Source organism: Brevundimonas sp. TWP3-1-2b1, from assembly GCF_049896165.1.
GTDB classification, from domain to species: domain Bacteria; phylum Pseudomonadota; class Alphaproteobacteria; order Caulobacterales; family Caulobacteraceae; genus Brevundimonas; species Brevundimonas subvibrioides_B.
The window spans coordinates 161,084-175,538 of the sequence record NZ_JAFCTT010000007.1 but is presented as its reverse complement, the minus strand read 5'-3'; the positions used below and the strand labels follow the sequence as shown (position 1 = coordinate 175,538).

The window sequence follows — 14,455 nt, the reverse complement described above, 5'->3', positions numbered from 1 at the left end:
GGGTCTAGTCACGCGCCGTGGTCTAGCCCATCGGCGGGCCGGACGGGAGACGGCCATGATCGAACGCGACCTTGAAGGCTGGACCCTGGCCTTTGACCTCGACGGCACCCTGGTCGAGACGCACGAGGACCTGGTCGGCACGCTGAACCGGATGCTGGTCCTGAAACGCCTGCCGCCCGCGCCGATGGAGAGCGCAAGGGAACTGATCGGCGGCGGCGCGCGCGCCTTGCTGGTCCACGGTTTCGAGCTGGCGGGAGCGCCCGTCGAGGCGGCGAACGACCCCGCCCTGTTCGACGCCTTCATCGCCGACTACATCGACCACATCGCCGACCACTCCAGGCCGTTTGAGGGCGTGGTCGAGACCCTGGAGACCCTGGCCGCGCGCGGCGCCACCCTGATCGTCGTGACCAACAAGCGGTCGGACCTTTCGGAACTGCTTCTGGGCAAGATCGACCTGACAAAGCATTTCGCCGCCATCGTCGGCCCGGACCGGGTCAGCCAACGCAAACCCTCGGGCGCCCATCTGATCGAGGCGATCCGGTCCGTCGGCGGCGACCCGACCCGCGCCGTCATGGTCGGCGACGCAGCGCCCGACATCGACTGTGCGAAGGACGCCGGCATCCCGTCGATCGGCGTGAGCTTCGGCTACACCCCCGTGCCCATTGAGGATCTGGAGCCCGACGTCATCGTCGACGCCTTCGAGGACATCGAGGAGGCCGTCGATATGATCGTGGTGGAGCATTATGTAACGCGGGCCCTGGCGGGCGCCTAACCCGATCTTCAGACCTCACTGTCAAGCTTCTCCTCCCGAAAAGGAGAAGCCTGTGTTCGGAGAAGTTCTCGCCTACCTGCATCGTCACAATCGCGTGGCGCTAAGCGGCACGGTCATCGTCGTGTTCGTAGCCCTGGTCCAGCGGATCAGCTAGCGCCGCCCTGGACGCGGCGAAGGCCGAGCGAGGCGGAGGGCCGTGGGGGCTGTTCGACGGCGCATGTGGCGCTGAACGGGCCGCACTGAACCTTCTTCTTTCGTCATCCTCCGGCAAGCCGCTGCCTAGCGGCGCAGACCGGGGGACGCATCGTCATCCGCCGGCCGATCGGAGATCGGACCGGGGGAGCCGCCGATGGCGATCTTTTCAGGCTCGATGTCGGAAGCCGCAGTGTCCGTGACAGGTTCGCGCTCTCGCGCGCCGCTGGGTCCCCCGGTCTCCGCTGCGCTTCGCCGCAGGATGACGAAAGAGATTTTCTAACCCTCTTTGCAGAATTCCTGGGTCGCCATCGCGTTGCGGCGCAGGGCTGCGGCCAACATCTTGAGAGGCTCCTCCCCGAAAGCCGCCTGTATGTTCGCCAGATTCTTCGCCATCCCGCTGTGGCAACGCACAGCGGCGGGGTTCGCCCTGGGCATCGTCGCCGGTCTGATCCTGAGAGAACAGGCGACCGTCTGGCTCCAGCCGATCGGCGACATCTACCTGAACCTGATCCGCATGGTGGTGGCGCCCCTGGTGCTGTTCACCATCGCCTCGTCGATCGCCAGGCTCGGCGAAGGCGCGGGGGCGATCCGGCTGGGGGCGCGGACCATAATGTGGTTTGCGATCACCTCCCTGCTGGCCGTTCTGGTCGGGTTCGCCTTCGGGCATCTGATCAATCCGGGCGTGGGGCTGGCCGACCTGCCGCTCGGCGAGGTGCGCGCGCGGGAGATCCCGACGCCGCTTGACGTGCTGATCGGCATCGTCCCGACCAACCCCTTCGCGGCGTTGGCCGAGGGGAAGGTACTGCAGATCCTCTTCTTCTCGGCGCTGGTCGGGGCGGCGCTGGTGGCGCTGGGCGACCGGGCCCAGACGGCGCGGCGGTTCGTCGACGAAGGCGCCGCCATCATCTTCCGCATCACCCGCTGGGTCATCCAGCTGACCCCGTTCGGGGTGTTCGGCCTGATCGGCTCGGTCGTCGGCGGTTATGGCTGGGAGGCGCTACTGCCGCTCGGCAAGTTCATCATCGCCATCTATGCGGCCTGTCTGTTCCACATCCTGATCGTCTATTCGGGCCTGCTGAAGCTGCACGGGCTGAAGGCGACCAGCTTCTTCCGCGGCGCCTTCGCGGCCCAGCAGACGGCCTTCGCGACCTCGTCGTCGCTCGGCACCCTGCCCATCACCCTGCGTCAGACGGTCGAGCGGCTCGGCGTGCCCCAGGCCTACGCGGCCTTCGCCGTGCCCCTGGGCGCCAACGTCAAGATGGACGGCTGCGGCGCCATCTATCCGGCCATCGCGGCCATCTTCATCGCCCAGTATTTCCAGATCGAGTTGTCGATCACCCAGTATGTCCTGATCGGGCTGACGGCGGTTCTGGGCTCACTGGGGACAGCGGGCGTGCCGGGCACGTCTATCGTCATGCTGACCCTGACCCTGTCGACGGCGGGCCTGCCGCTGGAGGGCATCGGCTATATCGTCGCCATCGACCGGATCATCGACATGATGCGCACCGCGACCAACGTCACGGGCCAGATGCTGGTCCCCGTACTGGTGGCCAGGGAGGAAGGCATCCTCAACGAGGGCATCTATGACGGCCACGTCGCCTGGCTGCCGGGCGACCCGGACGCGGAGACGCCGGAAGGCGTGCGGGCGGCGGGCATCTGAGGCTTGCCTCTGATCGGGGAGCGGGCTATGTCCGCGCCTCCCTGCTTTGGCGCCTTGCCTGCGGGGCCCGAGATGGATGCTTAGCTCAGCGGGAGAGCACCTCGTTCACACCGAGGGGGTCGCAGGTTCAATCCCTGCAGCATCCACCATTCTCCCCTACTCCCGAGACGCCGCCGTGGCCTGACGCACGGCTTCGAACTCGTTGCCCGAAGTCCAGGCGGGCCAGTCACGGCCGTTCGCGAGGCCCCGGCCGACCCGGTAAAGCAACTGCACATCCTGGGCCGCCCCGTCCATCGACCAGTCTGAGGACCAGTCGTCGGTCGGCTGGTGATAGCGGTCGCGGACATAGGCGCGGCTGGCGTCCGAGGCGCCGGTGAAGCCGGCCGCGGCGAACAGGGCCGGGACGCCCATCTTGGCCAGCGGGAAATGGTCCGAGCGATAGAAGGCGCCGACCTGGGGGGCCGGATCGGGGATCAGGGACCGCCCCTCCTCCGACGCCAGATCGGCGAGCCGGTTCTGGGCGTCGGTCTTGCCGAAGCCAATGACCACGATCTCGGACGACGCCGGGCCGGGCAGCAAACTGTCCATGTTGATGTTGACCACCGTGGTCTCCAGCGGAACCAGCGGATGCGCCGCATAGTAGTAGGCGCCCAGAAGCCCGGCCTCCTCCGCCGCCCAGGAGACGAACAGGACAGAGCGGTCGGTGCGCGGCGCCTCCGCATAGAGCCGCGCCAGTTCCAGCACCGCCGCTACGCCCGTCGCGTTGTCCACGGCGCCGTTATAGATGTCGTCGCCGGCAGCATTGGCGACCGCGCGGCCGTAGGCGTCCCAGTGGGCCCCGTACATGACGGTCTCGTCAGGACGGGTCGTTCCGGGCAGGCGGGCGGCGACATTGCGCGTCGTCAGGCGGCTGAAGGTCTGGCCGAAATCGAGCGACATCGTCACCCCGTCCAGCGCCACGGGCCGGAAGTCCGACGACTGGGCCGCCGTCTTCAAGGTCGCATAGTCGAGGCCCGCCGCCGTCATCAACCGGGCCGCCTGCGCCTGCTGGATCCAGCCCTGGGCCTGAACCCGCTCGCGCTCCGGATCGGCGCGGACGATGTCCAGGCCGGGGGCGGTGGAGGAGTTCTGCAAAGTGTTCCACGGATAGCCGGCGCCCGCCGTCTCATGGATCACGAAGACGGCCGCCGCACCGCGACGGGCCGCCTCCTCGAATTTATAGACCCAGCGTCCGTACCAGGTCATGCCCTGGCCGTCGAAACGGTTGGCCGTAGGGCTGTCGCCGGCGACCTCGAAGTCCGGGTCGTTGACCAGCATCAGCACGACCTTGCCGCGCACATCGACACCCTTGAAGTCATCCCAGCCGCGCTCGGGCGCGTTCACACCGTAGCCGACGAAGACCACCGGCGCTTCGGTGATGGTGATGTGCTCCTGGGGCCGGTGGCTGTTGGCGATGATGTCGGTCCCGCGCTGGAGCGTGATCGTCTCGCCGCCGGCCCTGGCGGTGATCACCGCCGGTCCGTCCTGAACAAAGCGGTTGATCGGCACGGCCTGGAAATACGTCCCGTCGTCGCCGGCGGGTTCGAGGCCCAGAGCCCGGAACTGTCCCGCGATCCAGGTGACCGACTTCTCCTCGCCCGGCGTGGTCGGGGCGCGGCCTTCGAACTCATCCCCGGCAAGCACGGCGACGGCCGCGTTCAGCCGCTCCGGATCGACCCGGCCTTCCTGGGCGACGGCGGCCGAGGCGGAAACGACGCAGGCAGCGAGGACGGCGAGGCGGAGGCGTGCGGACATGGGGCGCTCATTCAACGACTGGGCCTTGACCCTGATCCTCCGGTTCGCCGCTGTCGAGCGATACGGTGAGCGAACACTGTTCGCTATGAGCCTCGCCCGGCGCGTACATCAGGGCAAGGTCCAGACTCAGTCGTGATCGGGACCTATGCGGGGCCGAGGCCCGGGCGCGGCTGACCTCGGCGTTCGGCCGCGATCTGCCCGCTGCCCTGATCGAGGACGTCGTCGCGGTCGGCGGGGCTGTGCTGATTATCGCTCTGATCTGATACAGGGTCCCGATGAAAGCCTATGACGCCATCATTGTCGGCGCGGGTCAGGCCGGGCCGCCGTTGGCTGAACGGCTGGTCGCGGCGGGCCAGACAGTCTGTCTGGTCGAGCGCGGGCGGTTCGGCGGCACCTGCGTCAACACCGGCTGCATGCCGACCAAGACCCTGGTCGCCAGCGCCCACGCCGCCCACATCGCCCGCCGCGCCGGGGATTTCGGCGTCCTCGCCGGCCCGGTCTCGATCGACTTCGCCAGGGTGATGGCGCGGAAGGACAAGGTCGTCGACACGGCCAGTGGCGGCGTCCGCGGCTGGCTTGACGGGATGAAGGGCTGCACCGTGCTGGAAGGCCACGCACGCTTCCTGTCGCCGACAGAGATGCAGGTCGGCGAGTCGCGGATCACCGCCCCCAGGATCTTCCTCAACCTCGGCGGACGGGCGGTCATTCCCGACATGCCGGGCGTGCATGACGTTCCGGTCCTGACCAACACGACGATCCTGCAACTGACCGAGCTGCCGGAGCATCTGGTCGTCGTCGGCGGCAGCTATATCGGACTGGAGTTCGCCCAGATGTTCCGGCGCTTCGGCTCCGAGGTGACTGTCGTCGAGAAGGGCGAGCAGATCATCCAGCGCGAGGATGCGGACATCTCAGAGGCCATCCAGGCGGCGCTGGAGGCCGAGGGCGTCCGCTTCCGGCTGAAGGCTGAATGCCTCACCTTCGCCACGCGCGGCGACCGCATCGCCGTCGGCGTCGACTGCACCGACAGCGAGCCGGAGGTGCTGGGAACCCACGTCCTGCTGGCCGTCGGGCGGCGGCCCAACACCGACGATCTGGACCTCGACAAGGCCGGGGTCGTTGTCGATGCCCGGGGCGCCATCACCGTCGATGACCAGCTGCGAACGACCGTCGACGGCATCTGGGCGCTGGGCGACTGCAACGGGCGCGGGGCCTTCACCCACACCGCCTACAACGATTTCGAGATCGTGGCCGACAACCTGCTGGCCGGCGCGAACCGGAAGGTGACCGACCGGATCGACACCTACGCCCTCTACGTCGATCCGCCTCTGGGTCGGGTCGGGCTGACAGAGGCTCAGGCGCTGGCGGCCGGTCACCGGATCGAGGTCGGGGTCCGTCCCATGACCCGGGTCGGCCGCGCCATCGAGAAGGGCGAGACGCGGGGGCTGATGAAGATCGTCATCGATGCCGACACCCAGGCCATTCTGGGCGGCGCCATCCTCGGCCCCGGCGGTGACGAGGCGATCCATGCCGTCGTTAACGCCATGGCATCAGGGGCCAGAGCGTCCACCCTGCAGCACACGGTGCATGTTCACCCGACCGTGTCGGAACTGATCCCCACGATCGTCGGCGAAAGAAAACCGGTGTCATGAGCGACCGCTGCGGACACCTGACGACGGTCAACGCCGTGACCCCGGGCGCCAGGGGCTGCAAGGAATGCCTCAAGACCGGATCGATGGGGCGCATCTCTGTGCACGAGGCCTTCGTCGACCTGCCCGACCGGACGCCGCAGCCGGGTCCGATCCCGCGCTGCGTCTGACGGTGATTGAGGCGAAGGCGGACGCGCGCTAGGAACGCGCCATGCAGTGGCTTCCTCACGACCGTCCCATTCTCGAAGCCGCGATGGCGGCGTTCCGCGCCGGCGACTGGCGCGCCGCCAGGGCGCGGCTGGAAGAGGCCACGGCCACGGGCCGGGCCGATGCCGGCGCCCACGCCCTGCTCGCCACCGCCCTCTGGAATCTGCACGAGACGGATGCGGCGCTGGACGCGGCGAACCGCGCTTTACAGCTTGATCCGCGCCAGCTGCGAGCCCTGCTGGTCAAGGCCGAGGCTCTGGCGGCCAAGGGCGAGCGCAGAGAGGCCAATGCGCATTTCGGGCTGGTCGAGGCGGCGGCCGCCGGCCATCCCTCCCTGGCTCCGGACCTCGTCGCGGGCGTGGCCCGAACGAGGGCGCGACGGGAACAGTTGAAGACCGATCTGGAGGGCTTCGTACGCTCCGAACTGGCCGACGCCGGCTATCGCGAGGGCAAGGCGCCGGAGCGGTTCACCCACGCCCTGGAGGTCCTGACCGGCCGCCGCAAGCTGTACGTCCAGCAACCACGCTTTCTCTATTATCCGGGTCTCCCGGACGTGGAGTTCTATCCCCGCGAGGCGACGCCGTGGATGGACGCGGTCGAGGACGCCACGGATGCCGTCGCTGCGGAAGTCATGAACGTCATCGACGAGGACAAGGCCTTCGAGCCCTACGTCCAGTCCAAGGATGACATGATCATTCGTGCGCCGTCGAAACTGACCGACAACATGGACTGGAGTTCCTACTACCTGTGGAAGGATGGCCGGGAGACGGAGAACGTCGCCCGCTTCCGCGACACGATGGCGGTGATGAACGCAGCCCCCCTGTGCCACGTGAACGGCCGCTCGCCGCTGATCAACTTTTCGCAGCTGAAACCCGGCGCGCACATCACGCCTCACACCGGCGTGGTGAATACCCGGCTGCTGTGCCACCTGCCGCTGATCGTGCCGCCGAACTGTGTGTTCCGCGTCGGCAACCAGACCCGCACCTGGGAAAAAGGCAAGGCCTGGATGTTCAACGACTCGATCGAACACGAGGCCTGGAACCGCAGCGACAGCACGCGGATCGTCCTGATCTTCGACGTCTGGCGCCCCGAGCTGGACGAGGAAGAACGGCGGCTGATCTCGACCCTGCTGCAGTCGATGGACGCCTATGCGCCGCCGACGGGGTCGTGGGACTGATCGGCTACAGGATCGCAAGGGCCCGATAGAGGGGCACGGTCTGGTCGAGGAAGCGGCGCGCCATGTCGGCGAGTGCGGCCAGATTGTCCTCGCGGGTAGCCGCCTCGTGGCCGTTGCGCATGGCCCGTTCGTTCGTGGTCTCGAACACCTGCCAGACCGAGAGGGCGATCTCGTCCGTCGTGCGGGCGCCGGCGAGCCAGGCGCGCAGGAACAGCTGGGCCGACCGGGGCGTCAGGATGCCGCCGCCGGTCACGGGCGAGGCCATATGTTTCAGGTGCGGCCCGGTCACCGCGCGGTCAAGGACGAGGCGATTGCAGGCGTCGCATCGCGCGCGGATTTCGGGGGTGAAGGCCTGGGCCGGCCTGAGCACGCCCATGCCCACGAGGTTGATCAGGGCGGCGATGACGTCGCCGCGTCGGAGCCCCGAGACGCCCGAGGCCGCCATCAGTGCGGTGGTGGTCTTCGGGCGGAAGTCGTCGTTCGCCAGGGCGACGGCCAGGGGGCCGTAGGTCGTTTCGGACAGAACGACATCGCCCTGGGCGCCGGTCAGCTGGAAGTCGATCTCGTCGAGCCCGCAGATGAGAACGAAGGCCTGGGCGTCGAGGCGCGCCGCCTGTTCGGAAGGCGACAGCGTGCGTGCGGCCTTGGCGAAGACATCGGGGCGGAACTGCTGGTTGACCAGGAAGTCGCGGACGGACTCGCGCAGGACCGTATCCTTCTGCCGGTCCAGCAGGGCGACGCCGGCGGGCGCGAGATGGATGGCGTTGACCCGGTCCAGCAGGCGGGCGGAGGTGACGAAGCCGAGGTCCGCCTCTGCCAGGGCCTGGGCCACCTCCGAGAAATACGGGACGTGCCAGTCGGCGTTCAGATACTCGTGGCCGAGATACTGCGCGCCGACCTTGCGCAGGGACGCGGCATGGCTGGCGGCGGGGCGATTCTCGGCGAAGAAGCGGCCGTCGGCGGCGGCGACATCCTCCATGAACTCCAGCGCCGCTTCGATCCGGGCCTCGGCGTCGCCGCCCGATCGCGCGGCATGGCCCAGTTTCAGCAGGTGGCGCACCGGCGACCGTGACGCCCAGCCCGGCTGGCAGTTGTAGCTCAAGTAGACGACGCCTCCGGGCTTCAGCCGGTCCCGGATCAGGTCGACGATGACCCGCCGGCTGGCGTCCGAAACCCAGCTCCAAACTCCGTGCAGGGTAATGACGTCGAACCGCGGCAGGTCGTCCCGGGCCGCGAAGGCCTCGAAGCTCCGGGCGTCCAGATGCAGGGCGCCGTCGAACGAGGCCGCCAGCTCCCGCGCAGTCGCGACATGGGCCGGATTGATGTCGACGCCCCAATAGTCGCCAAGGTTGGCGGCGGCGTGAACCGCCAGCGACACCCCCTGCCCCATGCCCAGTTCGAGGTAGGTCGGCGCCTCTGGAACGGCGACATCGACCCCCGCGATCAGGCCACAGAACCGCAGATGGGCCGGCCCCAGCTCGTGGTAGTAGCCGGCAGTGTATTCCAGCTCCGCGTAGTGGCCCTGGCTGTCACCTGGTGTCGCGCTCATGCGCCCCTCATGCACCAGACGAGCCCCGCGAGGCGAGGCCCATGTATCAGGAGGCGGCGGGCTTGTTCGCCAGGCACCAGGCCGAGGTGACCTCGATCTTCCCGGGTGAGGCGTCGTCCTCGACGGCGAAGGAGCTGGCGAAATACTGGGTCACCTCGTCCTGGGTCATCGACGTCAGCGCCAGGCCTTCCCAGTCGTTCATCGCGGCGCGGACGGCGGTGACGTCGCCGGGAGGCGTCAGGGCCTCCAGCGCCCCCTGCTTCAGGGCCAGATAGGCCATGCAGGCGACCGCCTGATCCACGCCGGTCGCGCCGCTGACCACCTCGGCGACCGGGGTCTCGGGGATGGCCGGGGCCCTGGCCGCCTGCTGCTGGCAGGCTCCGAGGGCGAGAACGACGGCGGCCACGGCGACGGCGCGAAGGATGGTCATTGGCTTTACTCCTACTAAAATCGGGACAGGCTCAGTGAGAACCAGAGCTATAGCCGCTGGAGGCCAGGCGCAGGACGACGTCGTCCACCTGCACCCCGCCCCGGTCGATGACCAGATTCTGGTAGTTGCGCTGGCCTTCCATGGTCTCGGCCTCGACGTTATCGACCTCGGCGACGAACTGGCGGCGCAGATAGGTGGCCAGTTCGCCCGCCGTCACGGCGCCGTCGCCGTCCCCATCGCCCGCCCCGGCCAGACCGGCGCGCAGGAAGTGGGACAGATAACCGCCGGCCTCGAACTTGTCGGCCACCGCGCTGGTCAGGTCCTCCTCGGACGAGAACAGGCCCATGACGCCCGGGCGGTCGACCACGTTGCGGGCGAAGCCGCCGGAGAAGCAGCTGTCGAGCACCAGCAGCGACAGGCGGGTATTCAGCCCGTCGAACAGCTGGGCCATCTCCTGGTCGGTGATCTCGCCGTCGCGCAGGACGATGGACTCGGTGCGGCCGTCCGGCTCCACCGCGCTGGCCTGGGTGTCTTCCTGGCTGCCGTGGCCGGAGAAGAAGAACAGGAACATGTCGTCCGGTCCGGCCTGGCGAGAGACCTCCTGGAAGGCGCGACGCACGCCGCCGACGGTGGCCTCGGCATTGGTCAGCACGACGCTGGAGGGGTTCAACACCCCGCCCCGCTGCAGCGTCTCGGCCAGCTTCTCGGCGTCTTCATCCGTGTACGGAAGATCGTTGGCGACATCACCATAGTCCGAAACACCGACCATGATGGCGAACACGCGCGGACCGCCCTGGACCGACGCCTGGCGCGGCGATCCCTGGCTCGGAACGACCGAGAACCGGTACGACCCGGTCTCGCCGGCGGCGTAGGAGGTGACCATCACCTGATACTCGCCGTCTTCCTGGATGACCGTGTCCAGACGGCTGTTGGTGCCGTCCTCGCCGTCATCGTTGTCCAGCTGTTCGCCCGAGGGCGTGGTCAGGATGATGTAGGCGTCGAACGCCGAGGAGGTCAGCTCCGCCGCCACCCGCTGGCCGCGCCGGCCGGTGAAGGTGAAGGTGTCGACGTATTCGCCGCTGTCGAGCTGCTCGTCGCCCGATTGAAGCGCGCCCCCGACAGTGTCGCCGATGGAGATCGAACCGCCCTCGACGTCCTGACGCTGGCCGCGATCGTCGACGTAGGAGTCCTGACGCGGACGCCCCTGCGACGCGCGGCCGTCGGCCGGAAGGGCCGCCAGACGATACGAGCCCTGTTCGCCGGCTTCGTAGCTGGTCGCCGTGATCTGGTAGTCGCCGTCCTGCGGCAGGGTCACGAACAGGCGGCTGTCGCGGCTGCCGTCGGCGTCCGGATCGTCGTCGTTGAACTCCGACAGGCCCGGTCCCTCGATGGCAATGTACGGGTCGAAGGCCTGGGACGACAGGCGCAGGTCCAGTTGCTGACCACGACGGCCGCGCAGGGTGTAGGTGTTGATGTATTCGCCGCTGTTCAGCTGGCGATCGCCCTGCCCGAGGGCCCCGTTGATCGTCTGGCCCAGCTGGATCACGCCGTCCGCCTGACGCGACGGCGGTTGATAGGTCGGCTGAGGCTGACGGCCGCCCCCGGCATAGGGCGCGCGTCCGCCCTGTTCGGCCAGGATCTGGTAGCGGCCCGTCTCGTCGGGGCCGAAGCTGGTCGCCGAAATCTCCACCGTGCCGTCGGCGACGGCTGTGAAGGTCAGGCGGCTGTTGCGGCCGCCGCGCTGGCCCGGATCGTCGTCAATGTCCTCGCTGAGGCCGCCCGGTCCCCGCACCATCAGATAGGCGTCGAAATCGCCGGCATCGAGACTGACGGTGTAGGTCTCGCCGCGCCGGACCTGCAGTTCCCAGTCGTCTGCGAACTCCCCGGCTTCCAGCCTGCGGTCACCCTGGGCCAGGGCGCCTGATGCGCCACGGCCGGGCTGCAGCATGCCGCCGCCCGCGTTCTGGGGGCCTCGACCGCCGCCGGTCGCCTGGGCGCGCGCACCCGCTCCAGCGCCGCTCATCGACAGGGTATAGCGGCCGCTTTCGCCCGGCTCATAGCTCGTGGCCGTGATGCGATAGGTCCCGTCGGCGGGCAGGCGCAGGTCGAGGCCCGCATTGGTGCCGTCGTCGCCCGAGTCGTCGTTGTCTTCCTCGAAGTCGCCCGGGCCGCGGACCATCAGATAGGCGTCGAAATCGTCGGAGCGCATGACCACCGACAGCGGCTGACCCGCCCGGCCCTGAACCTCGTAGACATCGACGAACTCGCCGGAATCGAGCTGGTCGTCGCCGCGCGACAGGTCGCCCTGGACCGATCCGCCCGGCTGTAGTCGCTGTTGGGCGATCGCCGGTCCCGTCAGCAGCGGGGCGGCCGCCAGCGACAGCGAAAGAGCGGTGGAAAACAGGACGTTGCGCATGACGATTCTAACCCCCGAAAGACCGGCGGACATTGCCCCCTGTCGGCCCCGGTGTCACTGGCTCGCGGAACGAGGGTCAGATTCCGACACGATCTCGCCGCATCACCCTCATTCGGCCTTGATCGGGGACCAAAGGCCCTGCCCCGCGAAATCTCGCCCCTGCTTGATTTCTCGCTGCCTACGAACGCCCCGCGCCGCTCGCCAATTCAGGCCCGGCGCCCTACGGAACCGCCATGCCCTTCCCCGCCAGTCATCCTGCGCTCGACCGCGCCCTGTCCGAACGCGGCTATGCCGAGCCGACCCCGGTGCAATCCGCCGTGCTGGAGGCGTCCCAGGCCGAAGACGGAACCGGACGCGATCTGCTGGTCTCGGCCCAGACCGGCTCGGGCAAGACCGTGGCCTTCGGCCTGGCCCTGGCCCCGACCCTGCTCGGCGACGCCGAGAAGTTCACCGACTTCGGCAATCCGCTGGCCCTCGTCATCGCCCCGACCCGCGAACTGGCCCAGCAGGTCTCCAACGAGCTGCAGTGGCTGTATGCCCAGACCGGGGCGCGCATCGTCTCCTGCGTCGGCGGCATGGATCCCAAGGTCGAGCGTCGGGCGCTGGAGCGCGGCGCTCACATCGTCGTCGGCACGCCCGGCCGTTTGCGCGACCACCTGGAACGCGGCGCCCTCGACCTGTCGGAAGCCCGCGCCGTCGTGCTGGATGAAGCCGACGAGATGCTGGACATGGGCTTCCAGGAAGACCTGACCTTCATTCTCGACGCCGCGCCGCCCGAGCGCCGGACGCTGCTGTTCTCGGCCACCCTCGCCCGCGACATCGTCCAGCTGGCCAAGACCTATCAGCGTGACGCCGTGCGCATCGACACGGTCGCCGGCAACAAGTCGCACGCCGACATCGAGTACAAGGCCATCCGCGTCGCCCCGAACGAGATTGAACTCGGCGTCGTCAATGTGCTGCGCTATTTCGAGGCCCCCGGCGCCCTGGTGTTCGCCAACACCCGCGAGCGGGTGAAGCATCTGACCTCTTCATTGCGCGAACGCGGCTTCTCCGTCGTCGGCCTGTCGGGCGAACTGACCCAGAGCCAGCGCTCCGAAGCCCTGCAGGCCCTGCGTGACGGCCACGCCCGCGTCTGCGTCGCCACCGACGTCGCCGCGCGCGGTCTGGACCTGCCCGACCTGGGCCTGGTCATCCACGCCGAGATCCCGGTCAACAAGGCCGGCCTGCTGCACCGTTCGGGCCGGACAGGCCGCGCGGGCAAGAAGGGCGTTTCCGTCCTGCTGGTCTCCTATACGCGCCGCCGCAAGGTGGAGCTGATGCTGCAATCGGCCTCAATCGTCGCCGAGTGGTCGGGCCCGCCGTCGGCCGAGATGATCCTGGAGAAGGACCGCGAACGCCTGCTGGCTGATCCCGCCCTGACCGCGCCGGTCGAGGACGAGGAAGCCCTGGAGCTGGGTCGTCTGCTGCTCGAGCGCACCACGCCCGAACAGGTCGCCGCCTCCCTGATCCGTCTCTATCGCCAGAAGCTGCCGGCCCCGGAAGAGGTCTATGACGACGAGCGCATGAAGCGCGCCCAGGTCAGCGGCGTGAACGATCGCGGCCAGGCCGACGGCCCGCTTCGCGACTTCGCCCGAGGCGGCGACATGGTCTGGTTCCGCATCAACATCGGTCGCGACAAGAACGCCGATCCGAAATGGCTGTTGCCGACCCTGTGCCGCCTTGGCCACGTGACCAAGGGCGACATCGGCTCGATCAAGATCTTCGACCGCGAGACCAAGTTCGAGATCACCACGGCGGCCGAAGCCAAGTTCCGCGCCGCCATCGCGGCCGGGACCGAGGACGGCGTGACCGTCAACGACGCCGTGGCTCCGGGTCCGAAGGAACGTCCCGCCAGCCGCTGGGACAAGAAGCCCGCCGGCGATGAGGGTGATCGTCCGGAGCGGAAGCCCTGGGCCAACAAGACCGAGGGCGGCGATCGCGCCCCGCGTGCGGACAAGCCGGCGTGGAAGCCCCGCGAGGATGGCGACAAGCCCGCCTGGAAGCCGCGCGAGGACAAGCCGGCCGGCGAGAAGAAGCCCTGGGTCAAGCGCGAGACGGCTCCGGCCGCCGCCGCCGACGGTGAACGGCCCAAATGGGTCAAGCGCACATCGGATGCACCGACGCCCGAGGGCAAGAAGCCGTGGGTGAAGAAGCCCCATGCCGATCGTCCCAAGACCGCCTGGGCGCCCGCCTCCGACGCCGCTCCGGCCGCGCCCGGGGACAAGCCGTGGAAGGGCAAGCCCAAGGGCGGCGACCGTCCCTGGGCCGCCAGGGACGCGCACGGCAAGCCGGCCGGCGAGAAGAAGCCCTTCAAGGGCAAGAAGAAGCCGAACGGGTAAAGGATCTCCCTCCCCCCTCGGGGGAGGGTCGTCGCGCAGCGACGGGGTGGGGGCGGCTCGGCGACGAGCCGCCTTTTCTATGCGGGGTGTGTGGATCGCCCGGCCCGCCCCACCCGGTCTTCGCTACGCTCCGACCACCCTCCCCCGAGTGGGAGGGAGAAAGACGAAAGTGATTGGGCGCCTCGGCGTAACCGCTTACAGTCCTGGCAAGAGACGACCCCGGGGACAGGA

The 14,455-nt window shown here is 68.6% G+C and carries 10 protein-coding genes and 1 tRNA gene; 7 read left to right on the top strand and 4 right to left on the bottom strand.

All coding sequences use genetic code 11. From position 1 onward, the window contains the following. The first annotated feature begins 55 nt into the window (after positions 1-55). The 3 genes from ACP7AB_RS08945 (at position 56) to ACP7AB_RS08935 (ending at position 2,776) form a co-directional block, all read left to right on the top strand. Entirely contained in the window at positions 56-772 is a 717-nt protein-coding gene (locus ACP7AB_RS08945) for an HAD-IA family hydrolase (RefSeq protein WP_425990083.1), read from the top strand. Between the two features lie 565 nt (positions 773-1,337). Next, a complete protein-coding gene (locus ACP7AB_RS08940) occupies positions 1,338-2,627 on the top strand; it encodes a dicarboxylate/amino acid:cation symporter (protein WP_425990081.1) in 1,290 nt (429 codons plus the stop codon). Between the two features lie 74 nt (positions 2,628-2,701). Next, positions 2,702-2,776: transfer RNA gene (locus tag ACP7AB_RS08935), tRNA-Val, on the top strand. A 7-nt stretch (positions 2,777-2,783) separates the two neighbouring features. Here the strand turns inward: ACP7AB_RS08935 and ACP7AB_RS08930 are convergent. Further along, positions 2,784-4,421: a M28 family peptidase gene (locus tag ACP7AB_RS08930; protein ID WP_425990079.1), complete on the bottom strand. Its 1,638-nt coding sequence runs from the start codon at positions 4,419-4,421 to the stop codon at positions 2,784-2,786. A 275-nt stretch (positions 4,422-4,696) separates the two neighbouring features. Between ACP7AB_RS08930 and ACP7AB_RS08925 the strand changes: the two genes are divergently transcribed. The 3 genes from ACP7AB_RS08925 to ACP7AB_RS08915 are packed head-to-tail and all read left to right on the top strand — an operon-like array spanning position 4,697 to position 7,451. Continuing rightward, complete coding sequence (locus ACP7AB_RS08925; RefSeq protein WP_425990078.1) at positions 4,697-6,070, top strand: FAD-containing oxidoreductase; 1,374 nt, start codon at positions 4,697-4,699, stop codon at positions 6,068-6,070. After that, positions 6,067-6,237 (top strand): hypothetical protein, encoded by a 171-nt coding sequence (locus tag ACP7AB_RS08920; RefSeq protein WP_425990076.1) that lies wholly within the window; start codon positions 6,067-6,069, stop codon positions 6,235-6,237. The genes ACP7AB_RS08925 and ACP7AB_RS08920 overlap by 4 nt, the downstream gene beginning before the upstream one ends. Positions 6,238-6,278: 41 nt before the next feature. Continuing rightward, positions 6,279-7,451 (top strand): aspartyl/asparaginyl beta-hydroxylase domain-containing protein, encoded by a 1,173-nt coding sequence (locus ACP7AB_RS08915; RefSeq protein ID WP_425990074.1) that lies wholly within the window; start codon positions 6,279-6,281, stop codon positions 7,449-7,451. Positions 7,452-7,455: 4 nt separating this feature from the next. On the opposite strand, the gene ACP7AB_RS08910 is transcribed toward ACP7AB_RS08915, so the two are convergent. From ACP7AB_RS08910 to ACP7AB_RS08900, 3 genes are read right to left on the bottom strand one after another with little or no spacing between them, the layout of a single operon-like run. Continuing rightward, a complete protein-coding gene (locus tag ACP7AB_RS08910) occupies positions 7,456-9,000 on the bottom strand; it encodes a class I SAM-dependent methyltransferase (RefSeq protein ID WP_425990072.1) in 1,545 nt (514 codons plus the stop codon). Positions 9,001-9,046: 46 nt separating this feature from the next. Next, positions 9,047-9,430: a hypothetical protein gene (locus tag ACP7AB_RS08905; protein WP_425990071.1), complete on the bottom strand. Its 384-nt coding sequence runs from the start codon at positions 9,428-9,430 to the stop codon at positions 9,047-9,049. 31 nt (positions 9,431-9,461) lie between these two features. Then, complete coding sequence (locus tag ACP7AB_RS08900) at positions 9,462-11,846, bottom strand: caspase family protein (protein WP_426046132.1); 2,385 nt, start codon at positions 11,844-11,846, stop codon at positions 9,462-9,464. Positions 11,847-12,079: 233 nt separating this feature from the next. Between ACP7AB_RS08900 and ACP7AB_RS08895 the strand changes: the two genes are divergently transcribed. After that, positions 12,080-14,224: a DEAD/DEAH box helicase gene (locus ACP7AB_RS08895; protein ID WP_425990067.1), complete on the top strand. Its 2,145-nt coding sequence runs from the start codon at positions 12,080-12,082 to the stop codon at positions 14,222-14,224. Positions 14,225-14,455 lie beyond the last annotated feature (231 nt).